This is a genomic window from Aromatoleum tolulyticum (assembly GCF_900156155.1).
GTDB classification, from domain to species: domain Bacteria; phylum Pseudomonadota; class Gammaproteobacteria; order Burkholderiales; family Rhodocyclaceae; genus Aromatoleum; species Aromatoleum tolulyticum.
The window spans coordinates 99,367-123,269 of sequence record NZ_FTMD01000014.1 but is presented as its reverse complement, the minus strand read 5'-3'; the positions used below and the strand labels follow the sequence as shown (position 1 = coordinate 123,269).

Sequence of the window (23,903 nt, the reverse complement as noted above, 5' to 3'; positions counted from 1 at the left end):
CCCTCCCCTTCAAAGGGAGGGAGCAAACGTACATGACTCAACCTGACATCGCGTAATTGATTGTCGGGCTAATAATTCCGCCAATTTCGACAGGAGGAACACACGCAATGGCCAAGACCCGCATGGCCGTGCAGTTCGGCATGGGGACCTCGATCCGCAGCCAGGACTACACGCAGGCCGCCGCGCGCGCGATCCGCGACGCGTTGTGGCACAACTCGCTAAACGTCGCGAGCGCTTTCGGCTTCCCGAAGGAGGAAATGCTGATCGACGTCGAGATCGGCGTGCAGAAGCCCGAGGCGGTCGACGCCGCCGAACTCGTCGGCGTCTTCCCCTACGGCAAACCCTCGATCAAGGTCGTGCCCGGCGGGCTGGACATCCCCAAGGCCGACGGCAGCGGCGTCACCGTGATCGCCAATGCCGCCGTCGTCGTATCCTTCGACCTGGAGCGCAGCCATGCCTGAAAAACGCCTGATTCTGGAAATGGGCACCGGCAACGACATCCTCGGCGGCGACTACACCAAGGCCGCCTGCCGCGCCGTGCAGGACGCCCTGCATCATTCCGTGCTGTCCTTGTTCCGCTCTCTCGCCTACGACACGCAGGACATGCGCGTGCAGGTCACGATCGGCGTGCAGCAACCCGACAAGGTCGAGGCGGAGGTCGTACGCGCGGAACTGCCGCGCGGAAAGCCCGAGGTGAAGGTGGTCTTCGGCGGCCTCGACGTGCACGACCCCGAGCAGGGCACCACCCACGTCATCGCCACCGCCGCGATCGAAGCCTGGCTGCCGATCGAACCCGACACCTGGCGGCTCGTCGCCCCCGCGGCGCGGGGATAACCCGCCGTCCGGCGGCAACAGCACGAACGTCGTAGGGCGGGAGAAGCGCAGCGCATCCCGCCAATACAGCTCGCGCGCAGCGCTAATTCAGGCGCGCCAGCGCTTCCCGGTCCTGCGCCGACAACCTCAACCCCAGCGGCGCAAGGCGGCGCAACGTCTCGTCGATCTCCCACGGCGCCGCGACCATGCGCTTGCGGCCGTCGCGGAACTCCACGTGCAGCCAGTAGGCATCGACGTCCGCCGCGTGCCGCAGATAAAGCCGTGCGACATCCTGCGGCCGGTTTTCCAGCCACGCGAGGCCCTCCTGCTTGCGCAGGCGCCCAATCATGCAGGCCGCCAATACGAAGCTGAGCACGGCAGCAGCAACGACAACGAGTTCGGACATAGGCGGCCTCCATTCACGCGCGACGAAACAGCGAAGTGGAGGATACCGCGCATATTCGTTATTAGCGCCCCATATCGTTATTACAATTTGCCATATGCGCCGCCGCAAGACGAGGCAGCAGCCTCACCCCGACGCTCACTACACCATCAGTTTCTCGAAGTCGTCGACGCCGAGCGGGCGATGGAACAGGTAGCCCTGGCCCATCTCGCAGCGCCGCTCCCTCAGGAAGGCGAGCTGCGACTCGGTCTCGATGCCCTCGGCGAGCACTTCGATGCCGAGCGCGTGGGCCATGTCGACGATCGCCACGATGATCGAGCGCTTGCCCGCCTCGCTCGCAATGCCCTGCACGAAGCTCTGGTCGACCTTGAGTTCATGCACCGGCAGGCGTGTGAGGTAGGACAAGGAGGAGTAGCCGGTACCAAAGTCGTCGATACTTACCGCGATGCCATGCCGCCCGAGCCGCTCGAACATTCGCGCCGTCCCTTCGATGTCCGCGAGCAGCGTCCCTTCGGTCAGCTCGAGGCAGATCGCACCGGCCGGCACCGCCCGCTCGTCGAGCCGGCGGCACAGCTGTTCGACGAAGCCCGGCTCGCGCAGTTGCTGCGCGGCAACGTTGATCGAAATGCGCGGAGGCTCCAACCCGCGCATCCGCCACAGCGCAATCTGCGCCAACACCTTGGCCATCACGATGTCGTTGATCGACACGATCAGGCCGGCTTCCTCCGCTGCCGGAATGAAGCGCGACGGCGGCACGTCGCCCAGTTCGGGATCATGCCAGCGCACCAGCGCCTCGGCGCCGACAAGGCGGCCCGCCTCGAGGCGGTATTGCGGCTGATAGACGACGCGGAAGCGGTCGCCCTCGATCGCAGCCCGCAAGCCCGTGCCAATGCTCATGCGGGCACGCACCAGATCCTGCATTCCGGCGGAGAAGAAACGGAAGCGATTGCGCCCGAGCGCCTTTGCCTCGTGCAGGGCGGTGTCCGCATTCTTCAGCAGCGCCGCGGCGGTGTCGCCGTCGGTCGGGAAGATGGCGATGCCGATCGAAGCCGCCGCGAACACGTCGTGCTCCTCGATGCAGAACGACGCGCCCAGATAGTCCAGCGTGCGCGCGACCAAGCCGCGCAACGCCTCCACGCTGTGTCCCTTCACGATCGCGGCGAACTCGTCGCCACCGATCCGGGCGAGCGTGTGCGCGTCGGCCAGGCAGCGTCGCAGCCGGTCGGCCACCTGTTCGAGCAGCAGGTCGCCGAAATCGTGGCCGAGGGTGTGGTTGATGTCCTTGAAGTTGTAGAGGTTGATCAGCAGCACCCCGACCCCCTCCGGCGCGCAGCGCTCCTGCACGAGCGCGTCGCCGAGCCGCTGCGCGAGCAGCTTGCGGTTCGCCAGGCCGGTGAGACCGTCGTGCGTCGTCAGGAAGGCGAGCCGGCGCTGCAAATCGCCCACCGCGTCACGCTCGCCGGTCCCGCTCACGGGGCGGGCCGCGGCTGCCTCGGGTACGACGACCGTCGCCGACGGGGAAAGTACGCGGACCGTGGCATCGACTTCGTCGACGACCGGCGCACGCATCGCCGGCTCGGGCAGCGAGACGACGTAGCCCAGCACGCGCCGCCCGCGGAACAGCGGCTCGACCCGGTCGGCGAGCAGCCGCGCCGGCAGGAAGCGATCCAGCTCGGCGTCAGCTGCGGCACGCCCTGCGACCGGGATGCGGGTTTCGGCGGTAAGGACGACACCCTCCGCGGCAAGCAGCGGCGCGGCGCGCTCGTTGGCCTTCACGAGCCGGCCGCGCGCATCGAAGAGCGCCACGCCACGCGCCGCGGAGAGCGCCGCGACACCCGCCTCGAGCAGCTGGAAACGCTCCTCCAGCTCCATCTGCGCAAGCCGGTTCTCGATGCTGTTCGCCGTCGTGACGACGAGCGGCAGCGAATGCGCCGAATAATCCCGGCTCATCCCCGAAATATCGAGCGCACCCACGACCGAGCCGTCGACCGGATCGCGAATCACCGACGCGGAACAGGTCCAGCGCTGTATCGGTTCGCAGAAATGCTCCGCGCCATGAACCTGTATCGGCTGCGCCAGGGCGAGCGCGGTACCGATCGCATTCGTGCCGATGCCGGATTCGCTCCAGCTATTCCCGGGGGTCATGCCGAATTCGCCGATCGCCTGGCGCAGCTGCGGGTCGCCCTCGACGTCGAGGACGACGCCCTGCGGGTCGGTGAGGACCATCACCGTACCGGTCTGCGCGAGCTGGTCGCGCGACTGCATCATGAAAGGCGCGCTCGCCGCAATCAACCGCTCGTTCGCGGCGCGCAGCGTTTCGAGATCATCGTGTTCCACGCGCGCCGGTGCCTCGCCGCGCGCCGGATCGACCCGCCCCAGCACGCAGCGCCGCCACGACTCGCCGATGACGTCCCGCAGCGCCCCGTTGCCGACATGATGCGCTCCGACCAGCAGATCATGCCAGGCGGTCTTCACCTGCGGATTGTTCTCCGGCCGGGATAACCCAGTCCCTCGCACGCCCGTCTCCTGATGACTCGCGGACTCGACGGCCCGCTTCCCCCCTCGCTCTCGGTTTAGCACCGGCAATGCCGGCCCGAAACCCTGTTGCGATCCGGAAGCGCGTTGTCGCAACCGTAATCCGGGTGGCAGATGCTCCGCGCTGCGGGATCACGATCATGCCCAAGCCGAAACCCGTCACCGTATGGAAACAGGTCGCCGCCACCAGCACCAGGATCAGCAGCAGCACCTCGGCGCTCGTCACACCGCAACGGCGGACGCGGCCAGGCGGGCCTCGGCGGCGGCCTGCGCCTGCACCACCGTCACCGCGATCACGTAGAACACATCCTCGGCGCTGCAGCCGCGCGACAGGTCGTTCGCCGGTTTGTCCAGCCCCTGCAGCAGCGGCCCGATCGCCACCGCGCCGCCGACGCGCTCGGCCAGCTTGTAGCCGATGTTGCCCGCCTCGAGGTTCGGGAACACCAGCACGTTCGCCCGCCCCTTCACCTGCGAATCCGGCAGCTTGCGGTTCGCGATCTCGGCGACGATCGCCGCGTCGAGCTGCACGTCGCCGTCGATCGCGAGCTCCGGTCGCATCTCGCGCACGCGCTGCGCGGCCGCCACCACCTTGTCCACGGCCGCATGCTTCGCGCTACCGCGCGTCGAGAACGACAGCATCGCCACGCGCGGCTCTTCCATCAGCAGGCTGCGCGCGCTGTCGGCCGCCGCCATCGCGATCTCGGACAGTGCCTCCGCATCCGGGTCGACCACCAGCCCGCAGTCCGAGAAGATCAGTCCGCCCTTCAGGCTGTGGAACGGTTCGCACAGCATCATCAGGAAGAAGCTCGACACGAGCTTGAACGCCTTGTTCGGGCCGATGATCTGGATCGCGGTGCGCACCACGTCGGCGGTCGTGCGCACCGCGCCCGACACCGATCCGTCGGCGTGCCCGAGGCGTACCATCAGGTTCGCGAAGCACAGCGGGTCGAGCACGTCGCGCCGAGCCTGTTCCAGTGTCACGCCCTTGTGTGCGCGCAGGCGCAGCAGCACCCGCACGAACCCCTCGGTGAGATGCGAGCGGGCCGGATCGACCAGCTCGATGCCCGCCAGATCCAGCCCCTCACGGAAGGCGCACGCCTCTATCGCGGCGCAGCTGCCGACGAGGATGATCTTCGCCGTACCCTCGCGCGTTGCACGCACCGCGGCCTGCAGCACGCGCGGGTCGTCGCCCTCGCTGAGCACGATCCGTCGGGGCTCCGCGCGAGCGGTCTCGATGATGCGGTTGATCGCTTTCATTGCATTCACCAAAAAAATGCCGGAACCGCAGGGGGTGGGAGAAGACTCGGTTCCGGCCAGGTAACGGCCCGTCCGGGTAAGCGGGACCGTGGAGGGAAATACCAAGGATGGAGCACGCCAGCGGAGCGACGCAGGTCACGCGCCCGCCGGCGTCGCCACCCACATGCCGGTCAGGCGCGGGGGCGGCAACACGCATCAACAACCTCAAATACAAACGTTTTCGATACGATTAGTTCCGTTATTCGAAACTTTATCAAACTCTAGATGCAAAACTTGGGACGGTCAACTAATATTCTTATAAACCGGTACGTGGTGTATTATTTATCGAAACTCATCTCCGCGAGGTCACCATGAAGATCACCCGCAACGCCGGCTCGGAGCCCGTCCGCATCGACGGCGACACCCCGACCATGCGGCTTTTCAGCCTGCTGGAAGTCATCGCGGCCAAGGACCAGACCTTCTCGCTGCAGAGCCTCGTCGAGGAAACGGGATTGCCCAAGCCCACGCTGCACCGCATGCTGCAGCAGCTCGAGTCCGAGGGCCTGCTGCACCGCGAAGGCGACGGCCGGCACTACAGCACAGGGGTGCGCCTGCGCCGCCTCGCGGAGAACCTGCTCCTCAACAGCACCACCCACGGCGCGCGCCATGTCGTGCTGCGGCAGTTGGTCGAAGAGGTCGGCGAGAGCTGCAACATCACGGCCTTCTCGGGCAGCGAAGTGATGTACCTCGACCGCCTCGAGTCGACCGCGCCGCTGCGCTTCTACCTGCATCCGGGTTCGCGCGTGCCGGCCCACTGCTCGGCCACCGGCAAGCTGTTCCTGGCGCAGATGACGCCCGCCCAGCGCCGGCGCCTGCTGGCCTTCGCGCCGCTGGAAAAGTTCACGCCGAACACCATCACCGAGGTGGACGCCCTCGAACGCGAGATCGAGGAGGTCAAGCGCAACGGTTATGCGCTCGACAACGAGGAATTCCTGCCCGGCCTGCTGTGCATCGGCGTACTCGTCCCGACGCAGCGCAAGCAGTCCAACATGGGCCTCGCGATTCAGGCGCCGATCATGCGGCTCACGCGCGAAAAGGCCCTGCAGTTCCTGCCGGCGCTGCAGCGCGCCGCAACGGCGCTCGCCAACATCGAAGGAAACGAACCGGGCGCACAGGAGGCCGAAGCCTGAGGCTTCCCGCGGGCGGGACGGTCAGGATCGCGCAGCGCGACGACGTCGCGCCTGCGACGCCCGTCGGCCCCACACGAGCACGTATTGGGTGCCCGACCACGCGATGGTGACGAAGGTCGCCAACGTCAGCACGGTGACCCACATCCCGCCATCCACGAAGCCCGCACCGATGGCGAGGATGCTCGCAAGCAGCAGGAATTCGAGCGCCGTATTGAGCTTCGATACCGTACTCGGCGCCATCTCCACCGTCCCGATCAGGTAGTGATACGCCAGCGCCCCGCCGACGATCACGACGTCCCGCGTCACGACGGCGGCGGCGAGCCACCACGGCAGCCGCCCGTCGAAGGCCAGCAGCAGCGTCACCGTGAGCATGGTCAGCTTGTCGGCGACCGGATCGGCGATCGCGCCGAAACGCGTGCGCAGGTTCCAGCGGCGTGCGATCACGCCGTCGGCGAGATCCGACAGCGCCGACACGATGAAGAGCGCCAGCGCGATTCCGAACTCGCCCTGCCGCAGCAGCACGGCAAGCGGCAAAATCAGCGCGACACGCAGCAGCGTGATGGTGTTGGGGACGTTGGGCATCTGGCCGGACCACCGTAGGCTCGTCGCCCACATTATGCATGGTCGGCCGGCGCTCGCACCTGAAGCCGCGGCCCGGTCCCCGGTACTAACGCACGAAGCGCCTGCTCTCGCGCACCACCTCGTCGAGCAACGCCTGCTTGTCCGCCAGCACCTGCCTGCCTTCCTCGCGCGCGACCGGGTGATCCTGCGCGTCGAACACGCTGTAGCGGAAGAACGAGCTGCGCGTGTAGGGGAATGAGATCTTGTGCTCGCCGTCGAAGATGCCCATGAAGTCGTACTCGCCCAGCACGAGGTTGTCCGCGGTGTGATCGAGCGTATCCGCGGAGCTGTAGCTGCGCGACGGCGCGGTGACGCCGAGGTATTCGAGCAGCGTCGGCGAAATCTGCAGATGCGAGGTGCGGTGCGTGACGACCTGCGGCTGCTGGCCCGGCATGCGGATCACCAGCGGCACGCGGATCTGCTCCTCGGGGAAGGTGTTGCCGTGGCCGTGGCCCCAGTGGCCCTTCTCCATGAATTCCTCGCCGTGGTCGCCGGTGAACAGGATCACGGTATTGTCCAGCTCGCCCTGCGCCCGCAGGTGATCCAGCAGACGTCCGATCTGCGCGTCGACGTGATGCGCGGCGTTGATATAGCGCGCGTGGATCGCGTCGATGTTGTCGCGCAGGTCGAGCTTCATGTAGTCGAGCTGGCGCAGGTAGTCCTGGCGTAGCGCGGTTTCCTCCGGAAAGGTGTAGGGCGCATGCGTGGACTCGAAGAACATGAAGCCGTAGAACGGTTTGTCGGCGCTGCGGCGGTCGAACTTGCCGATCAGGTCGTCGATGTTCTGCGCATCGCGCCGCCACGGCTCGCCCTTCTGCAGTTCCTGCAGGTTCGCTTCCGGCACGCCGGTGAACACCGTGTGGCGCAGCTCCGGGTAGTCGAAGCTCTGACTGGTGTGGATCGCGAGCTGGTAGTCGTGGTCGCGCAGGAAGTTCATCAGCGCGGGGGCGACGCGCTGCCGCTCGAAGCTGTACCAGTACGGCGCATACAGGCCGTAGAACATCGAGAACAGGCCCATGCGCGTGCGGTTGCCGCCGCTGTAGTGCTGCTCGTAGCGCGTACCCTGCTGCGAGAGTTTCCACAGGTTGGGCGTGATCTCCGGGCTCAGCAGATCCCAGCGGAAGGATTCACCGACCAGCATGATCAGGTTGGGCCGTTTCGCGACCTCCTTCGCGGGGAGGTCGTGGCCGGGATAATCGACGGTGCCGCCCGCGAGGCGCAGCTCCTTCACGGCCGCCTGTTCGATGCCCATGCGCTTGAACACCTTGCGCGCGCCGGTGTGCAGATGGAAGGGGATCGCCTCGGCCGCCTGCAGGTAGTCCTCCTTGCCGACGTGCTCGCTGTAGGCATACACCACCTCCTCCACCGAGAGCACCGAAAACAGCACCATCATGGCCGTGACGAGGGAGCGCGGCGACGGCGCCCAGCCATGCGTCGCGTGACGGTACAGCAGCACCAGCGCAGCGGCGCACAGGACCGGGAAGACGGACACCTGCATCGCCAGCGAGCGCGTCGTCGCCTCCGTCGCGCCCAGCGCCTCGATGCCGCCCGGCGTCGTGAGCAGGTTCCACACGAAGGCGTTGAAGTGGAACTGGTACAGCTCGTACAGCCGGTAGTCCGCAAAAATCGCCAGCAGCACGGCGCTGCCGCCGACGAAGGCCACCGCGTAAGGCACCCGCACCCGCCATCCGGGGAAGCTGCGCAGCACCCGGCCCAGCGCCGAGCTGAGGATCCACAGCGGCGCAACGTACAGGGCCGCGTAGCCCGCCGTGGCCGCAACGAGGAACATGCGGGCGCCGGCAGACGCCACTTCGGCATGCGGCCAGAAGAGCGCGATCATCGCGAAAACCGCGGCGTAGAGCAGCGCGTAGTAGCGACGCAGCACGAGCTGGGTCTGGGTGAAGGGCATGGACGGGTTCCCGGTACGTGGTTCGGACGGATTCACAATCGCAACAGGATGGAGCGGGCGCCGTCAAACACCCGTCGAACGCATGTCAAGACATCGTGAAATTCGCCCGCCCCACGCGCGGGACGCAGCCTATCCGGCCCGGCCCGCCAGCAATGTCAGCGCGTGCAGCAACACCCCGATCGCACCGCCCACCAGCGTGCCGTTCAGGCGGATGAACTGCAGGTCGCGGCCCACGCTCAGTTCCAGCTCGCGCACCAGGTCCTCGTCCTTCCAGCCGCGGATGGTCGACGCGATGTGGTCCGCCAGCCCGTCGCGGAAATCGTCCGCGAGCGCGACCACGGCCGACTGCAGGTGGTCGTCGAGCGAATCGTGCAGCGCCGGATTGGTCGCGAGCGTCGCCCCGAAGGCCATCGCGGCGCCACGCAGCCGGGCCGCGAGGTGCGAGTCGGCGCGCTGCAGGTCGCTGCGCAGCCACGTCTTCATGTCGTCCCACAAGCCGTTCAGGTACGCGGCCATCGCCGGGTGCGCGAGCATGTCGCGCTTGGCGGCCTCGATGCGCGCCGCCAGGTCCACGTCCGTCTTCAGGCGCTCGATGAACTCCGCGACCGATTCGTCGAACGCCTGCCGGCGCGGATGCTGCGGATCGTCGCCGATGTCATGCAGCCAGCCGTTGATGCCGCGCACGATGCTCCCCGCGATGCGGCGCGAGAATTCCTCGGTGTCGGTCACGAGGCCCACCGCCCGCAGCACCTTCGGATATTCCTTGCCCGCCACCTCGACGATCATCGCCGCGAACGCCGCCTGCACGTCCGGGTCGTCCAGCCAGCGCGCCAGACGCGCGAGCGCGGCGTCCAGCACCTCCTGATGGCGGTCGTCGGCCGTCAGCGCGTCGAGGATCTTCCCCGACATCGCCGACAGGTCGAGGTCCTTCAGCCGCCCGCGGATCGAAGCGGCGAGAAAGCGCCGCACGCGCGCATCGTCGATGAAGTCCAGCCAGCCCGCGAGCGCCGACGCGAGCTTGCCGGCCATCAGCGCTGCGTTGTCCGGCTGCTGCAGCCACAGCGCGAGGCGGCCGGCCGGATCGAAGGCGCGCAGCTTGCGCACGATGGTGTCGGTGGCGAGGAACTTGTCGCGGATGAAGGCCGCCAGGTTGCCGGCGATGCGGTCCTTGTTCGCCGGGATGATCGCCGTGTGCGGGATCGGCAGGCCGAGCGGATGGCGGAACAGCGCAACGACCGCGAACCAGTCGGCGAGCGCGCCGATCATCGCCGCCTCGGCGAAGGCCGCGACCCAGCCCCAGACTCCCGCACCGTGCTGCAGTCGCGCCAGCACGAACAGGAGCGTCACCGTGGCGAGCAGCGCGAGCGCCACACGCTTCATCTTCGCCAGCTCGCGGGCCTTGACCGCAGCCGCCGACCCGTTCATTCAGCCGCCTCCGGCCCGATCCCGGAACAGACTTTCACAGTCGTGGAAAGCACACCTGCCATACTCCCGCGCTCCATGCCGCCGCACCATGCATTCAGCTTACACGCGCAGGCGCCGCACGGGACAGCGACGCCGTGTCGGCGCTCCGGAACGGATCACGCAGGCCGCCCTTCCTTACGTCGCGCGCCGGACGCCATTCGTCGGCGGTGAAGTTGTAACAGGAGTCCCTTCGCGCTACATAGCGAAGGCCGCAGACCGCGATCGACATGCTTATCGGGTCAGCGTCGCCGACAACTGAGGGCCTACCCCGCGGCCGCCGAACCTCTGAAACATTCGCTTGCATTCTCGCCTTTTCCCCCTCCGAATGAGGATTACACTACCACTTGCAATTACGCGGGAATTTTTACCACGTAAGTATGTTCCCAGGACCGGGCCAGACGGATCACCCAGGGCTCGGGGAACGAACAGACGGCACGAACGGTAAGCATTTCCCGCAACGACGGAGCATCGTCCCGAATTTCCCTTAGAAGCCTGTTAGGAGACTGCACATGGCAACGATCACCACCACCCTGACCCATGACCAGGTTGAAGACCTGGTCGGCGACATCAGCTCCACCACCGTCCTGTCGTCCTCGACGACCGCAATCACCCTCGGCCTGACCTATGAGGGCGACGACCTGCCGCATGCCAGCACTCTCGTGATCACCGGCACCTTCCCGACCAGCGATCTCACCAGCGGCACCATCACCAGCCTCGACTTCCGCGATGCGGGCAATGCTTCGCTGCTTCTGGTCGGCGAGCTGGCGATCACGACGACCGATCTGAACGCAATGATTGCCGACACCGAACTCTTCGAGGACTTCGTGGACCACATGGTCCCCGGCCTTGAGTTCGAAGATCACGGCGGCCACAAGGACGATGACACCTTCAACGGCACCGGTGGCGACGACACCATCCACTACGACGATTCGTCGAAGAAGGTGACGGTCAACCTCACGAGCGGCACGTCCCGCGGCCAGGGCAATGACACGCTCGTCAGCATCGAGAACGTCGTCGGCTCACGCGGCAGCGACAATATCACCGGCAGTGACGTCAACAACGAACTCGACGGCAACGACGGCAACGACAAGGTCTTTGGCCTGGCCGGCGACGACGACATCCTCGGTGGCAAGGGCAACGACCAGCTCGACGGCGGTACCGGTGACGACGTCATCGAGGGCGAAGACGGCAACGACAAGCTGTTCGGCCGCGAAGGCTTCGACGACCTGATCGGCGGCAAGGGTAACGACCACCTCGACGGCGGCGCCGATGACGACTTCCTCGACGGCGGCGACGGCAACGACAAGCTCACCGGCGGCGACGGCAACGACGAGATCCTGGGCGGCAACGGCAACGACAACATCATTGCCGGGGCAGGCCTCAACGAAGTCTTTGGCGACGGCGGCAACGACAAGATCACGGCCGGTGACGACGCCGACATCATCGACGGCGGCGCGGGCAACGACACGATCATGTCCGGTGGCGGCGACGACGAAATCCTCGGCGGCTCCGGCAAGGACAACATCAAGGCCGGCGCGGGCAACGATCTGATCGACGGCGGCGCCGATGCCGACAACATGGCTGGCGGCGCGGGTGACGACACCTACGTGGTCGACAATGCCAAGGACAAGATCGTCGAGAAGGCCGGTGAAGGCTCCGACACGGTCGAGTCCTCGTCCGATTTCACCCTCGCCAAGCTGGTCAACGTCGAGAACATCACGCTCACGGGCTCGGCCGACAGCGACGCGACGGGCAACGCCGGCGCCAACGTGCTGAACGGTAACGAGGGCGCCAACGTCCTCACCGGCGGCGCGGGTGCCGACATCTTCGTGTTCGACAATTTCGGCGGTGTGGATACCATCACCGACTTCGTCCACGGCACCGACACCATCGCGTTCGACAACAGCGTGTTCACCGCCCTGACGACCGATGGCGACCTCGCGGCCGGCAACTTCGTCAGCGGAGCCGGTGCCGTTGCCCTCGACGCCGACGACTTCCTCGTCTTCGACAGCACCAGCGGCGCGCTGTACTACGATGCGGACGGCAACGCCGCCGGCGCAGCGGTGCTCATCGCCAACGTCAACGTCGGCTCGGGCCTCGCAAGCGACGACATCACCGTCATCTAACTCGCGACCGGCTCACCCCGGGGCAAGCCCTCCCGCCGCATCCGGCGGGGCGCTTGCCCCGTTTCCGTTCACGCCGGCACCGTCGTCCTCAGGCTCCGCGTCCCTCGGTCGTAGTCTCCGCCGCTGCCGCACCGCGGCGCAGCGACAGCACGATCGCACCGCCGATGATCGCCGCCACGACGGCCAGCGACACCGCTGCCGGAATCTTGATCACGTCGATGAGCAGCATCTTCGTGCCGATGAAAACCAGCACCAACGCCAGACCGTACTTCAGCAGCGAGAAGCGGTCGGCCATGCCCGCCAGCAGGAAGTACATCGCCCGCAGGCCCAGGATCGCGAACACGTTCGACGTCAGCACGATGAAGGGGTCGGTCGTGATCGCGAAGATCGCGGGGATCGAGTCGACCGCGAAGATCACGTCGGAGACCTCCACCAGCAACAGCGCGAGGAACAGCGGCGTCGCGTAGCGCACCAGGCGCCCGCCTTCGTCGCGCATGACGAAGAAGCGCTCGCCCTCGAGATGGTCGGTGATGCGCATGTGCCCGCGCAGCCAGCGGATCAGGGGATTGTTCGCGAGGTCCGGCTGCGCCTCGGCGAACCACCACATCTTCACGCCGGTAACGAGCAGGAAGGCGCCGAACACATACAGGATCCAGTGGAACTGCGCGATCAGCCACACGCCGGCGAAGATCATCACCGTCCGCAGCACGATCGCGCCGATCACGCCGAAGGCCAGCACGCGCTTCTGCAGTTCCAGCGGCACGGCGAAGAAGCCGAACAGCATCAGCCACACGAACACGTTGTCGACGGCGAGCGATTTCTCGATCAGATAGCCGGTCAGGAACTCCAGCGTCTTCTGGTTCGCCACCTCGCGCCCGAGCGAACCGTCGAGATAGCCCCACAGGCCGGCCGCAAACGCGAGTGAAACGGCCACCCAGACTGCCGACCACGTCCCTGCCTCGCGAAAACCCACCCGATGCTGCCGGCCGCCGCCGACGACGAACAGGTCCACCGCGAGCATCGCCAGCACGATGCCGAAGAAGCCCGCCCACATCCACCATGTACCAATCGTTTCCATGAGGTTCCCTCCTAGTCGGATCCACCAGTCCGTCCTGCCGCGCCGCAGGCGCACAAAACAGAACGGCCCTTTGTCCTGCGAGGACGAAGGGCCGTGGATCTGACAAGGGGACCTCCGCCATCGCGGCAAAGGTCTTGCTCGCAGCCGTCAGGAAACGACTGCCCGGGCGCCGGGCAACCCCTGCACGGGGACTGCCGAATTGACGACGCCGCGGCGGAGAGCTACTCCCCCTTGGGACGTAGGAAAAATAGAACGCCCGGCGCCGTCAGTCAAGGGCTACCGGCTTCGCCTCGCCGACGGGCAGCACCAGCTCGACGGCGAGACCCGGACCGGCATTGCGCGCCGACACGTGCCCGCCGTGGGCTTCGACGATGCCCCTGACCAACGCCAGCCCGACGCCGGCCCCGTCGGCCGCGCTGCGACTCTCGTCGAGGCGGAAGAAGCGCTCGAACAGCCGCGGCAGCGCGGCGTCGGGGGCGCCCGCGCCATGGTCGCGCACGCTCAGCACGACACCGCCGTCACCCGCCGCAAGATCCAGCACGATCGTCCCCGCGCCGTGCCCGAGCGCATTCTCGATCAGGTTCTGCAGCACCTGGAACAGCAGGTCGGGGTCGCCGCGCACGGTCGCCGGCGCCAGCGTGCCGACGAGCGCCCTGCCCTCGGCCGCGGCGAGCGGTTCATAGAGCTCGATGGCGTCGGCCGCGAGGGCGGCGAGATCCACCGGCTGCCATTTCGGCCCGAGCGCGCCCGCTTCGATGCGCGCCAGGCTGAGCAGCGCCGCGAAGGTGCGCAGCAATGCGTCCGTCTGCGCCCCCAGGCCCTCGAGCCGTTCGCGCAGGATCCGGTCCGCGGCGGCGGCTTCGCGCGCCTCGTCGATCGCCCGTCGCAATGCGATCAGGGGCCGGCGCATGTCGTGAGCGATGGCGCTGGAGACGTGCCGCGACGCGTCGACGAGCCGCTCGATCTCGTCGAAGGCGCGGTTGAAGCGCCGCGCCAGCGCGTCCAGTTCGTCGTTGCGCGCACTGAGGCTCAGGCGCTGCGCGAGGTGGCCTTCCTGGATGCGGGCCGCCTCGCGCGCCAGCGTCTCAAGCCGGCGGTGCAGATGCTGCATGAAGAACCAGCCGATCGCAGCCGCCACCACGATGATCAGCACCGCGGAACCCCACAGCCGGGTGGTCATGTGCTCCTGGTAGGACTCCAGCGGCGAATGGCGCCCGACCAGCAGGCGGTCGCCGCCGAACAGCACGAACACCTGCCCTTCCAGCGTGCTGCCGTCGGCCGCGCCGACGTGGAACCACGCCTCGTCGGCCACCGGCACGCCGTCGGGCCAGCCGGCCAGGTTGCCGACCACGACCCGCCCGTCGCGGTCGGTCAGCAGATACACGGCGTCGCGGTCCGCCGCGGCATCGACGCGGCGCTGCAGGGCGTCGCGCAGTCCGGCCAGGCCGCGCTCGTGGAAGTGCTCGTCCAGGCCGTTGATCTCGAGCGCGATCGCCGCGCGCACCTCGTTGCGGATATGCCCTTCGGCCTCGCGGAAGAGCGGGTAGAACAGCGCCCCGACGATCAGCGCGATCGCAGTCGGCAGGGCGATGGCGAAGCGGTGAAACGGGCTGCCGAACCAGGCGCGCAGTCCGCCCGGCCGCGCCTCACGCGACATCGGCACTCAGGCGGTAGCCGGCGCCACGCACCGTATGGATCAGGGGCGGCAGCCCCGGCAGGTCGATTTTCGCGCGCAGGTTGGAGATATGCACGTCGATGACGTTGGTCTGGGGGTCGAAATGGTAGTTCCACACCGCTTCGAGCAGCATCGCGCGCGTCACGACCTGCTCCGAGTGGCGCAGCAGGAATTCCAGCAGCTGGAACTCCTTCGGCTTGAGGTCGATCTTCCGTCCGCCGCGTGCGACGCTGCGGCGCAGGAGATCCATCTCCAGGTCGGCGACGGCGAGCCGCGTGTTCGGCGCCCCTTCGCGGGACGCCGCCCCCCTGCGCGCCAGCGCTTCCAGGCGCGCGACGAGCTCGATCAGCGAGAACGGTTTCACGAGGTAGTCGTCGCCGCCCGCGCGCAGGCCGGCGACCCGGTCATCGACTTCGCCCAGCGCGCTGAGGATCACGACCGGCGTCGCGACGTTCGACGCGCGCAGCGTGCGCAGCACCGTGAGGCCGTCCACACGCGGCAGCATGCGGTCGAGCACGAGCACGTCGTAGCTTTCGGTGGTGGCGAGAAACAGCCCGTCGCGCCCGTCGGCAGCGACGTCCACGATGTGCCCCGCTTCCCGCAGCCCCTTGCGGATGTAAGCGGCCTGCTGCGGATCGTCTTCGACCAGGAGTATCTTCATTTGCTTCTGCGCGGTCCGGCGTCATGGATCAGGCGGACGACCACGCCACCGTCCGGGGTGATCGCACTCGCGCGCAGTTTATTCCGGTCGGCGCGCAACAGGCTATCGATCGCGCACTCGCCCGCAGGAAAAACCATCCGGTCGCGACCGGGAACGAGGTGCTTGTCGCGCAGCACGAGCACCGAGGGAACCTCGTCGGAGGCGACGCTGCATTTGCCCGCCAGCCGGATCACATAGGGCTCGTCGACACCCAGCCAGATCACCCCGGCATGGGGCTCGAGCGTGTGCCAGCCATACACGCGAAATACGCGCACCGCCCGCTGCGGGCCGGTGCCGCTTGCCGCGAGCTCGGTCGAACCGGGGGCCGGCTCGCCCGCGGCCGGCTCCCATCCGGCCGCAGGGGCACTCGCCCGGAGCACGAGCGCCGCCAGCAGGGCAAGCTTCGACCGGATGGCCGCAAGGCGCCACGGCCTGGTCGCGAAGCGGGACGGAGCCATGCGCATGCGGCCCGGCGCGACCGGACGGACACCCCCACGGGTCCGCACCGGTCACGCCCGCGACAATCAGTTGGCTGCCGGGGCGGTCGTCTTGGCTGCGGCCTTCTTCGCAGCGGTCTTCTTGTGGGTCGCCTTCTTGTGCTTGACCACCTTCTTCGCCGGAGCGGCGGCCGCGGTCTGGTCGGCGGGGGCGGCAGCGTCGGCGGGAGCGGCAGCGGAAGCGGACAGCGCGAAGGCGGCGGCGCTCGCGGCGATCAGGGTCTTGATGTACTTCGGGTTCATGGTGACTCTCCTGTACGGTTAGTGACGACGGTTGCGTCGTGAGGAGAGTCTGTGCCTGCGAGGATTAAGCGCCATCTCCCGCAGGATTAAGGAAAAATCATGATCCGGACGGCGGCATTCACTGCCGCCGGACCATCTCCCGGATGATCGCCGAAAACTGCTCGGCGGTTTCGTGACGCACGAAGGACGGGCCGAGAAGCGGCGGCAGCCAGAAATCCGGCTGCACTTCGGCGTGATAGCGCAGCAGCGTGCCGCCCGCTTCCGCCTCGAGCCGCATCAGGCTCTCCATGCGTTTCACGTTGCCCCCTACACCCTGCGCGCGGATTTCTTTCGGCGGGGAGAAGCGGATTTCGCGCACCGATTCGAAATTCGTCCAGAACACGCCGTAGCGCGCGGTCCCGGTCTGGTGCACGCGCACGAAGGAATCGCCACGCTCGGTCACCCGGCTCGTCCGCAGGTTCGGCACGAAACTCGCCATGTGATCGAAGTCGGTCAGGACTTCCCACGCCAGCGCCGGGCTGACCGGCGCGTGGGCGAGCATGTCGACGGTGAAGCCGCCCGCGTTGCGCTCGACACGCACGTCCTTGTCCGCGACCGCCGCCGCGTCATCGATCGCCGGCGCACTCGGCACCCAGGACAAGGCCAGCATGAGCATCAGCCAGCGACAGAAGAGTCGGTACATGGAGCGGAACATGGCGGACATCCGGTCGGAAGTTGGGCGGCCCATGACGACTGGCAGGAGGGAACACCGGCAAGCGTAGCGCAGTGCTCCGGTGTATAGCAGTGCGATCGCTTAGAATATCCAAAAAGCGCCCGCCGCCCCCATTCGCGACCATGAGACTGCTGCTGATCGAAGACGACCCGATGATCGGTGCCGGCGTGCAGCAGGCGCTGCGCCAGGACGGCTATGCCGTCGACTGGGTGCGCGACGGCATAGCCGGCGAACTCGCGGCGCGCGACAACCCCTACGATCTGCTGCTGCTCGACATCGGCCTGCCGCGCCGTGACGGCATCGAACTGCTGCAGCGCCTGCGCACGGCCGGCCACGCGATGCCGGTGCTCGTGCTGACGGCCCGCGACGCCGTCGCCGACCGCATCCGCGGGCTGGATGCCGGCGCGGACGACTACCTCGTCAAACCCTTCGACCTCGACGAACTCTCGGCGCGCGTGCGGGCGCTGCTGCGCCGCCAGCGCGGCCAGGCCAGTCCCCTCCTGACGCTGGGCGCGCTGCAGGTCGACCCTGCGAGCCACGCGGTGACGCTCGCGGGCGAGCCGGTGCGGCTCTCGGCGCGCGAATTCGCGCTGCTGTCGGCCCTGCTGGAACACCCCGGCCGACCGCTGTCGCGCAGCCAGATCGAGGAGCGCATCTACGGCTGGGACGAAGAGGTCGATAGCAATGCGGTGGAGGTGCATATCCACTCGCTGCGCCGCAAGCTCGGCGCCGACTGGATCCGCAACTTGCGCGGCGTCGGCTATTACGTGCCGGAACGGCCATGAACTCGCTGCGCCGCACGCTGCTGTTCTCGCTCCTCGGCGCCCTGGTACTGGTGTTCGCGATCGGCGGCATCGCGACCTACCGCATGGCGCACAACGAAATCGACGCGCTGATGGACTACAACCTGCGCCAGTTCGCGCTCTCGCTACGCGACCGGCGCCTGTCGGGTCCGAACGTCGGCCCCCTCGCGCCGCCCGAGGAGTCGCTGGATCTGGTGATCCAGATCTGGGACGACACCGGCGTGCGCCTCTACCTCTCGCACCCGCACACCGCCCTGCCCGCCCGCGCGCAGCTTGGCTACACCACGGTCACGACCTCCGAGGGCGACTGGCGCGTGTATTCCATTCCGCTGCTCGACCACGTGATCCAGATCGCCCAGCCGATGGCCGTGCGCAGCCGCCTCGCCGCCCATGCGGCGCTGCGCACGCTGATCCCGCTGGTGGCGCTGATGCCGCTGCTGGGCGCGCTGATCTGGTATCTGGTCGGCCGCGGCCTGCGCCCGCTGGAACGGCTCGCGCAGGAGGTGGGCACGCGTCGCGCCGATTCGCTCGACGCCCTGCCGCTGAAGGGCATCCCCGACGAGGCGCAGCCGCTGGTGCGGGCCCTGAACGAGCTGCTCGAACAGCTGCGGCAGGCGATCAGCGTGCAGCGCGCCTTCGTCGCCGACGCCGCACACGAGCTGCGCACGCCGCTGGCGGCGCTGCAGATCCAGCTGCAGCTGTGCGAACGGGCCCGCGATGAAACGGCACGCGCCGCGGCGCTCGGGGAGTTGCGCACGGGGCTGGCGCGCGCGGCGCATCTGGTGCAGCAGCTGCTGACGCTGGCCCGCCAGGAGCCCGGCGAGGGCGCGGCAGAGCAGCACGAACGCGTCGTGCTCGCCGACATCGCGCGCAAGTCGCTCGCCGACTACACCGCCCAGGCGCACGAGCGTGGCATCGATCTCGGCGCCGACCTGCTCGACGACGCCCTCGCAACGCGGGGCGATCCCGCTGCGCTGCGTACGCTGGCAGGCAACCTGATCGACAACGCGATCCGTTACACACCCCGCGGCGGCCGTGTGGACGTGTCGGTCGGCAAGGGCGAAGGCCGCTGCTGGCTGCGCGTCGACGACAGCGGACCGGGCATCCCGCCCGAGGAGCGCGACCGCGTGCTGAACCGTTTCTACCGCCCGGCCGGCCAGCAGGAATCGGGCAGCGGCCTCGGGCTGGCGATCGTCGACAGCATCGCCCGACGCCATGACGCACGCATCGTCCTGAACGCCTCTCCGCTTGGCGGCCTGCGCATCGCAGTGGGATTCCCGCCCGCATGATGCGCCGCAATTAGGGCATTTCCTTAAGTTTGACTTAAGTCAAAGGCCTGTAGAGTGCCAACATCGTCCTGCTCCGTGCATGCGGGATGGGAGGAATCGGATAATGACATTTCAGGCGCTCAAATTTCCCGTCATTGCCGCGGCGATCGCCGCGACGCTCTGGGGCGGCTATGACATCGGCCGCTCCGTCGACCAGTCCCCCGCTGCGACCACCCCCACGGTCGTGCGCAAGGCAGGCCAGCCATACGCGGCGGCGTCGCTGCCGGACTTCGGCAGCATCGTCGAATCCTACGGTCCGGCGGTCGTGAACATCAGCGTCGAGGGCACCGTGAAGACCGCCGCGCGCGGGCGCACGCCCCTCGGCCAGCTCGACCCGGACGACCCGTTTTCGGAGTTCTTCCGCCGCTTCGCCCCGCGCGGCCAGGGTAAGCCGGGCGAGCAGATCACGCATGGCCAGGGCTCGGGCTTCATCGTCAGCACGGACGGCATCGTGCTCACCAACGCACACGTCGTCGCCAACGCCGACAATGTCACGGTGAAACTCACCGACAAGCGCGAATTCACCGCCAAGGTCATCGGCATCGACAAGCCGACCGACATCGCGGTGCTGCGCATCGACGCGCAGGACCTGCCGACCGTGCCGCTCGGCGACCCCGGGGACATCCGCGTCGGCGATTGGGTGCTCGCCATCGGCTCGCCCTTCGGCTTCGAGAACAGCGTCACCGCGGGCATCGTCTCGGCGAAGTCGCGTTCGCTGCCCGACGAAGGCTACGTGCCCTTCATCCAGACCGACGTCGCGATCAACCCCGGCAATTCGGGCGGGCCGCTGCTCAACCTGAAGGGGGAGGTCGTCGGCATCAATTCGCAGATCTACAGCCAGTCCGGCGGCTATCAGGGACTGTCCTTCGCGATCCCGATCAGCGTCGCTGCACATGTGAAGGAGCAGCTGCTCGCACAGGGCAAGGTCACGCGCGGGCGCCTCGGCATCGCGATCCAGGATCTGAACCAGGGCCTGGCCGATTCGTTCGGGCTGACCGTCGCGCGCGGTGCGCTGGTGAGCCATGTCGAGCCGGGGAGCCCGGCCGCGACGGCCGGGATCGAGCCGGGTGACGTGGTGCTGAAATTCAACGGCGAGGCGATCGCATCGTCGGCCGAACTGCCGCCGCGCGTCGCCGTCATCCCCCCGGGCAAGCCGGCGAAACTGGAGATCTGGCGCAAGCGCAAGGCGCAGGAGATCACCGTCACCGTCGGCGAACAGCAGCCCGAGAAGGTGGCGGCCGCGGAAACCCCACCCGACGATGGCGGCCGCCTCGGCGTGTCGGTGCGCCCGCTGACGGCGGACGAACAGAAGGAGGCGGAAACGCGGGGCGGACTTCTGGTGCTAGACTCGTATGGTCCGGCGGCCCGTGCCGGCATCGAGGAAGGCGACGTGATCCTCGCGGTGAACGGCAAGCACGTGAATCGCGTGGATGAGCTGCGCAAGCAGCTCACCGACGCCGGCAAGCACGTCGCGCTGCTGATCCAGCGCGGCGACGCGCGCATCTTCGTGCCGATCGAACTGGGCTGAACCGCCACGATTGCCGACTGTCGCCCTGCGTCAGTGCCCCGGGGGACGACAGGTTGTTAGCCTCAGGGGCACCGCATGGACGGCCGGGCAGGCGTCGCCCCCCCTGACACCTGCCCGGCCGAGTCCTGCAGCACTCGAGCGGACGGTGCGGACTGGCGCCGGCACGGCGAACCACCTTGCTCCCCCTACCCTGCTCCCACCGATCTCGCATGTTCCTCGCCCGCATCGAAGCCCTGCTCTACCGCATCCTGCGTTTCGCCGAGGCCGGACATCGCCTGCTGCTCGCCTGCGTCGCGCTTTCCTTACTCGGCACGCTGACGGCAGCCTGGCCGGTGACCGCGGTGGTCGTGCCGGCAACGCTGATGGCTGCGGGGCGCTGGCGCGCGATCACCGGGGTGTCGGCGCTGGGCAGCGCGATCGGCGCGACCGTGCTGATGCTGGTGTTTCACCACCTCGGCTGGACGCAGCTCTACGAACGCTTCCCGGAGCTTGCGACCGATTCGTCCTGGGCGCAGGTCGTCGACTGGGGACAACGCTACGGCACCGCCGCGCTGTTCCTGATCGCCGCATCGCCGCTGCCGCAGACGCCCGCGCTGATGTTCTTCGGCGCGATGCGCCCGGATTACGCCGGCGTATTCGCCGCGATGCTCGCCGGCAAACTGCTGAAGTACGGCGCCTTCGCGTGGGTTTCCAGCCACTTCCCCGAACGCGTCGGCAAGTCGCTCGGCGCCCTGCTGCGGCGCGGCCGCAAACAGGGCACGGACGACGGCGACGTATAGCGCGCCTCAGGGCTTCACGCCCGCCTGCGGATCGTCGATTTCCTCCCAGCCGGTGATCATCGCCTCGAGATGGCTGCTCCAGGTGTGGCCGGTGGTGATCACATACACATGCACGACGAGGAAGGCGAGCATCAGGAAGGCGCCGACCGTGTGCACAAGCGCGACGACACCCAGATCCAGCCCGAAGCCGGCGGCGTTGATCTCGTTGTAATACAGATACGCGAGCCCGCTCAGCCAGATCAGCGGATTGATCAGCAGCTTCACGCCGAGATAGGCGAGACGCTGCAGCGGGTTGTGCTTGCGCAGCTGCGTCTGGCGGAACGGGTGCGGCGCGTGCGTGAAGATGCCGCTCAGGTAGTAGCGCAGCATCGCGACGAGGTTCTCGGTCGTCGGGATGTACTGCCGCCATTCGCCGGTCGTGAAGTGCCAGAAGATCGCGAACACCCATAGCGCGATCAGCGCCCACGCCGCGCTGGTGTGCAGTTCACTGGCGTCGCCGTAGCCCAGCAGCGTGTAGGTGCCGTGGATCTCGAAGCCGGTGACCATCATCAGGATGATCAGCAGCGCCTGCGACCAGTGCCAGAAGCGTTCGAAGCGCTTGAAGATGTAGATGCGTTCCATGGTGATCTCTCCCTGGCTGGGTTCAGCCGTTGCGCCGCACGATGCGCAGCCCGCCATGCACCAGCGCACCCAGCAGCGCGCCGCCTGCCATCAGCCAGCCGAACAGGTCGATGAGGGGGTTGGCGTCACGACCCGGGATGTACACGCCCCCGATCGCCTCGAGGCGCCCGCCCTGCATGTGGCATTCGCCGCAACGCACAGCGTTTTCCTTCGGCGCGACCATGTGCGTGATCGGCCATGACATCTCGGTGCGGACGAAGTCCACCTGGCCCGAGAACGCCGCGCCCGACACCTGCATGCCGGTCTTGATGGCCTTCTCCCAACCGAAGTTCTTCCAGTAGGCGGTGTCGTCGTTGCCCGCGGTGTGCGGCGTCACCAGCGTGCGGTTCACCGGATCGTAGGGCTGCACGCCGACGAACACCTTCATCGGCCAGATCAGGGACTTTCCGTCCGTCGCGCTGCCGCCGAGGCGGTTGATGCGCGTCACGCCCTCGTGGTTGTCGACCGTGTCGCCGAGCAGCGTGTAGCTGACCTCGCCGTTGAACCAGCGGTATTCGGGCACGACGTTCTCGCCGAGCACGAAGTCGCCCTTCTTCGAGTCGTAGATCACCCGCCCCGCCTCGTCCTTCTTCAGCATCGGCTTGCCGTCGGGCCCCATCTGCCCGGCGGTCGACCAGTCCCAGCTCATCTTGGTCGCGACCCCGCCGCGCGCGATCTGCGGGATGTGACAGGTCTGGCACGCGACGACGTCGGTATGGTCGTTGAGCTTCGCCGCATGCCCGCCTCCCTTGTGCGGCGCCTGGCCGTGGCACGCGGGACAGGTCGCCGGCAGCGAATCGTCCTCACGGCCGGGGATGTGCGCACCTTCGGTGTCGCGCGCGACCGGCGTGTAGCGGCTGCCCGGAACCTCGTGGCTGGAGGTGCGGTGGCAGGTGCCGCAGGTGAAGTCGAGGCCGGTGGCGTCCATGTGCACGTCCAGTTCCTTGTCCGGCGCGGCGAGCGACGAATCCATGTCGCCATGCTTGACGCCGTCGCCGCCGCCGCCGAAGAAGTGGCACGCGCCGCAGGTGTCGCGGCTGGTCCGGCCGACCTTTTGCGCCACCTTCGTCAGATCCACCGCCTTCGCGAACTTGCCCGATCCCGGCGGGATCTCGGTGTCCTCGTAGGGCGGATGGCCGGCGAGGCCCGGCAGCTTGCGGTAGCTGCCGGTGGTGTCGTGGCACACCAGGCAGTCGACGTTCTCCTCGGCGGTGAAGTCGAAGTTCGCGTCCTTCCAGCCGTAGCCGACGTGGCAGCTGGTGCAGAACGGGTAGTTCGACGGCACCGAGATGCAGAAGTTGTTGATGACGTTCTTCTTGCCGAGCTTCTGGTCGGTGGCGGGATTGAGGAATTCCCAACTCCAGTGCTTGGTCCGGTGCACCTGCTGCGCGGCTTCGGTGTGGCAGATCAGGCAGGCCTTGGTGACCTCGGGCCCCGAGACGAAGCGCTGCTGCAGCTCCTTGAACTTGCCGTGGTCGGCGGTGCTGGCCTTCGTCGCAGCGAGCGCCGCGCTCCCCGCGAGGGCACCGCCAGCGAGCGCGGCGGCGAGCACCAGGCCCCGCCACGGCGGGACGCGACGGATGGATCGTTTCGTTGTCATGAT

General features: G+C 67.7%; 22 protein-coding genes. 8 read left to right on the top strand and 14 right to left on the bottom strand.

Features of this window, described 5'->3' with window-relative positions; genetic code table 11:
- Window positions 1-107: 107 nt before the first annotated feature.
- Window positions 108-461 carry a Lin0512 family protein gene (locus BW991_RS18950; protein WP_076603682.1) on the top strand — a complete coding sequence of 118 codons (354 nt, stop codon included), beginning with the start codon at window positions 108-110 and terminating at the stop codon, window positions 459-461.
- Entirely contained in the window at window positions 454-834 is a 381-nt protein-coding gene (locus BW991_RS18945; protein ID WP_076603681.1) for a Lin0512 family protein, read from the top strand. The genes BW991_RS18950 and BW991_RS18945 overlap by 8 nt, the downstream gene beginning before the upstream one ends.
- Before the next feature lie 82 nt (window positions 835-916).
- Here the strand turns inward: BW991_RS18945 and BW991_RS18940 are convergent, their stop codons facing one another.
- The 3 genes from BW991_RS18940 to pta form a co-directional block, all read right to left on the bottom strand.
- Window positions 917-1,219, bottom strand: coding sequence for a hypothetical protein (locus tag BW991_RS18940; protein WP_076603680.1), 303 nt, complete (start codon window positions 1,217-1,219; stop codon window positions 917-919).
- A gap of 138 nt (window positions 1,220-1,357) precedes the next feature.
- Complete coding sequence (locus tag BW991_RS18935; protein WP_076603679.1) at window positions 1,358-3,691, bottom strand: EAL domain-containing protein; 2,334 nt, start codon at window positions 3,689-3,691, stop codon at window positions 1,358-1,360.
- A 282-nt stretch (window positions 3,692-3,973) separates the two neighbouring features.
- Window positions 3,974-5,008: a phosphate acetyltransferase gene (gene pta, locus BW991_RS18930; protein ID WP_076603678.1), complete on the bottom strand. Its 1,035-nt coding sequence runs from the start codon at window positions 5,006-5,008 to the stop codon at window positions 3,974-3,976.
- 350 nt (window positions 5,009-5,358) lie between these two features.
- Here pta and BW991_RS18925 point away from each other — a divergent pair, with 350 nt between their 5' ends.
- On the top strand, window positions 5,359-6,177 hold the full coding sequence (locus tag BW991_RS18925) for an IclR family transcriptional regulator (RefSeq protein ID WP_076603677.1): 819 nt from the start codon (window positions 5,359-5,361) through the stop codon (window positions 6,175-6,177).
- 21 nt (window positions 6,178-6,198) lie between these two features.
- Here BW991_RS18925 and BW991_RS18920 read toward each other — a convergent pair whose 3' ends face one another.
- From BW991_RS18920 to BW991_RS18910, 3 genes are all read right to left on the bottom strand, one after another.
- The gene (locus BW991_RS18920; RefSeq protein WP_170879136.1) at window positions 6,199-6,759 is read right to left on the bottom strand and encodes a CDP-alcohol phosphatidyltransferase family protein; all 561 of its coding nucleotides are present in this window, start codon (window positions 6,757-6,759) and stop codon (window positions 6,199-6,201) included.
- An 85-nt stretch (window positions 6,760-6,844) separates the two neighbouring features.
- Window positions 6,845-8,707, bottom strand: a complete 1,863-nt coding sequence (locus BW991_RS18915) for a sulfatase-like hydrolase/transferase (protein WP_076603675.1) — start codon at window positions 8,705-8,707, stop codon at window positions 6,845-6,847.
- A gap of 129 nt (window positions 8,708-8,836) precedes the next feature.
- Complete coding sequence (locus BW991_RS18910; RefSeq protein ID WP_076603674.1) at window positions 8,837-10,132, bottom strand: DUF445 domain-containing protein; 1,296 nt, start codon at window positions 10,130-10,132, stop codon at window positions 8,837-8,839.
- Between the two features lie 548 nt (window positions 10,133-10,680).
- Here BW991_RS18910 and BW991_RS18905 point away from each other — a divergent pair.
- Entirely contained in the window at window positions 10,681-12,297 is a 1,617-nt protein-coding gene (locus BW991_RS18905) for a calcium-binding protein (RefSeq protein ID WP_076603673.1), read from the top strand.
- Window positions 12,298-12,385: 88 nt separating this feature from the next.
- On the opposite strand, the gene BW991_RS18900 is transcribed toward BW991_RS18905, so the two are convergent.
- The 6 genes from BW991_RS18900 to BW991_RS18875 all read right to left on the bottom strand — a co-directional run bounded on the left by BW991_RS18900 (window position 12,386) and on the right by BW991_RS18875 (window position 17,184).
- Window positions 12,386-13,375, bottom strand: coding sequence for a TerC family protein (locus BW991_RS18900; RefSeq protein ID WP_076603672.1), 990 nt, complete (start codon window positions 13,373-13,375; stop codon window positions 12,386-12,388).
- A gap of 265 nt (window positions 13,376-13,640) precedes the next feature.
- A complete protein-coding gene (locus BW991_RS18895) occupies window positions 13,641-15,032 on the bottom strand; it encodes a HAMP domain-containing sensor histidine kinase (protein WP_076603671.1) in 1,392 nt (463 codons plus the stop codon).
- Window positions 15,022-15,711, bottom strand: a complete 690-nt coding sequence (locus BW991_RS18890; protein WP_076603670.1) for a winged helix-turn-helix domain-containing protein — start codon at window positions 15,709-15,711, stop codon at window positions 15,022-15,024. The genes BW991_RS18895 and BW991_RS18890 overlap by 11 nt, the downstream gene beginning before the upstream one ends.
- Complete coding sequence (locus BW991_RS18885; RefSeq protein WP_084205155.1) at window positions 15,708-16,208, bottom strand: DUF6491 family protein; 501 nt, start codon at window positions 16,206-16,208, stop codon at window positions 15,708-15,710. Before BW991_RS18885 ends, BW991_RS18890 begins: the two co-directional genes overlap by 4 nt.
- 66 nt (window positions 16,209-16,274) lie before the next feature.
- Window positions 16,275-16,490 carry a hypothetical protein gene (locus tag BW991_RS18880; RefSeq protein WP_076603669.1) on the bottom strand — a complete coding sequence of 72 codons (216 nt, stop codon included), beginning with the start codon at window positions 16,488-16,490 and terminating at the stop codon, window positions 16,275-16,277.
- 118 nt (window positions 16,491-16,608) lie between these two features.
- A complete protein-coding gene (locus BW991_RS18875) occupies window positions 16,609-17,184 on the bottom strand; it encodes an SRPBCC family protein (RefSeq protein WP_244551759.1) in 576 nt (191 codons plus the stop codon).
- A gap of 140 nt (window positions 17,185-17,324) precedes the next feature.
- Between BW991_RS18875 and BW991_RS18870 the strand changes: the two genes are divergently transcribed.
- From BW991_RS18870 to BW991_RS18855, 4 genes are all read left to right on the top strand, one after another.
- A complete protein-coding gene (locus BW991_RS18870; protein WP_076603668.1) occupies window positions 17,325-17,987 on the top strand; it encodes a response regulator in 663 nt (220 codons plus the stop codon).
- Window positions 17,984-19,294, top strand: coding sequence for an ATP-binding protein (locus tag BW991_RS18865; RefSeq protein WP_076603667.1), 1,311 nt, complete (start codon window positions 17,984-17,986; stop codon window positions 19,292-19,294). The genes BW991_RS18870 and BW991_RS18865 overlap by 4 nt, the downstream gene beginning before the upstream one ends.
- Window positions 19,295-19,397: 103 nt before the next feature.
- On the top strand, window positions 19,398-20,861 hold the full coding sequence (locus tag BW991_RS18860; RefSeq protein ID WP_076603666.1) for a DegQ family serine endoprotease: 1,464 nt from the start codon (window positions 19,398-19,400) through the stop codon (window positions 20,859-20,861).
- Between the two features lie 209 nt (window positions 20,862-21,070).
- Window positions 21,071-21,640 (top strand): VTT domain-containing protein, encoded by a 570-nt coding sequence (locus BW991_RS18855; RefSeq protein WP_076603665.1) that lies wholly within the window; start codon window positions 21,071-21,073, stop codon window positions 21,638-21,640.
- Window positions 21,641-21,646: 6 nt separating this feature from the next.
- Here the strand turns inward: BW991_RS18855 and BW991_RS18850 are convergent, their stop codons facing one another.
- Window positions 21,647-22,261, bottom strand: a complete 615-nt coding sequence (locus BW991_RS18850) for a cytochrome b/b6 domain-containing protein (protein ID WP_076603664.1) — start codon at window positions 22,259-22,261, stop codon at window positions 21,647-21,649.
- A 22-nt stretch (window positions 22,262-22,283) separates the two neighbouring features.
- Window positions 22,284-23,900, bottom strand: coding sequence for a tetrathionate reductase family octaheme c-type cytochrome (locus tag BW991_RS18845; RefSeq protein ID WP_076603663.1), 1,617 nt, complete (start codon window positions 23,898-23,900; stop codon window positions 22,284-22,286).
- Window positions 23,901-23,903: the final 3 nt, after the last annotated feature.

Excerpts from the sequence above, each read along its gene's own strand:
- BW991_RS18950 (WP_076603682.1), top strand. The coding sequence starts at position 108 with ATGGCCAAGACCCGCATGGCCGTGCAGTTCGGCATGGGGACCTCGATC.
- BW991_RS18945 (WP_076603681.1), top strand. The coding sequence starts at position 454 with ATGCCTGAAAAACGCCTGATTCTGGAAATGGGCACCGGCAACGACATC.
- BW991_RS18940 (WP_076603680.1), bottom strand. The coding sequence starts at position 1,219 with ATGTCCGAACTCGTTGTCGTTGCTGCTGCCGTGCTCAGCTTCGTATTG.
- pta (WP_076603678.1), bottom strand. The coding sequence starts at position 5,008 with ATGAAAGCGATCAACCGCATCATCGAGACCGCTCGCGCGGAGCCCCGA.
- BW991_RS18925 (WP_076603677.1), top strand. The coding sequence starts at position 5,359 with ATGAAGATCACCCGCAACGCCGGCTCGGAGCCCGTCCGCATCGACGGC.
- BW991_RS18920 (WP_170879136.1), bottom strand. The coding sequence starts at position 6,759 with ATGCCCAACGTCCCCAACACCATCACGCTGCTGCGTGTCGCGCTGATT.
- BW991_RS18915 (WP_076603675.1), bottom strand. The coding sequence starts at position 8,707 with ATGCCCTTCACCCAGACCCAGCTCGTGCTGCGTCGCTACTACGCGCTG.
- BW991_RS18910 (WP_076603674.1), bottom strand. The coding sequence starts at position 10,132 with ATGAACGGGTCGGCGGCTGCGGTCAAGGCCCGCGAGCTGGCGAAGATG.
- BW991_RS18905 (WP_076603673.1), top strand. The coding sequence starts at position 10,681 with ATGGCAACGATCACCACCACCCTGACCCATGACCAGGTTGAAGACCTG.
- BW991_RS18900 (WP_076603672.1), bottom strand. The coding sequence starts at position 13,375 with ATGGAAACGATTGGTACATGGTGGATGTGGGCGGGCTTCTTCGGCATC.
- BW991_RS18895 (WP_076603671.1), bottom strand. The coding sequence starts at position 15,032 with ATGTCGCGTGAGGCGCGGCCGGGCGGACTGCGCGCCTGGTTCGGCAGC.
- BW991_RS18890 (WP_076603670.1), bottom strand. The coding sequence starts at position 15,711 with ATGAAGATACTCCTGGTCGAAGACGATCCGCAGCAGGCCGCTTACATC.
- BW991_RS18885 (WP_084205155.1), bottom strand. The coding sequence starts at position 16,208 with ATGGCTCCGTCCCGCTTCGCGACCAGGCCGTGGCGCCTTGCGGCCATC.
- BW991_RS18880 (WP_076603669.1), bottom strand. The coding sequence starts at position 16,490 with ATGAACCCGAAGTACATCAAGACCCTGATCGCCGCGAGCGCCGCCGCC.
- BW991_RS18875 (WP_244551759.1), bottom strand. The coding sequence starts at position 17,184 with ATGTTCCGCTCCATGTACCGACTCTTCTGTCGCTGGCTGATGCTCATG.
- BW991_RS18870 (WP_076603668.1), top strand. The coding sequence starts at position 17,325 with ATGAGACTGCTGCTGATCGAAGACGACCCGATGATCGGTGCCGGCGTG.
- BW991_RS18865 (WP_076603667.1), top strand. The coding sequence starts at position 17,984 with ATGAACTCGCTGCGCCGCACGCTGCTGTTCTCGCTCCTCGGCGCCCTG.
- BW991_RS18860 (WP_076603666.1), top strand. The coding sequence starts at position 19,398 with ATGACATTTCAGGCGCTCAAATTTCCCGTCATTGCCGCGGCGATCGCC.
- BW991_RS18855 (WP_076603665.1), top strand. The coding sequence starts at position 21,071 with ATGTTCCTCGCCCGCATCGAAGCCCTGCTCTACCGCATCCTGCGTTTC.
- BW991_RS18850 (WP_076603664.1), bottom strand. The coding sequence starts at position 22,261 with ATGGAACGCATCTACATCTTCAAGCGCTTCGAACGCTTCTGGCACTGG.
- BW991_RS18845 (WP_076603663.1), bottom strand. The coding sequence starts at position 23,900 with ATGACAACGAAACGATCCATCCGTCGCGTCCCGCCGTGGCGGGGCCTG.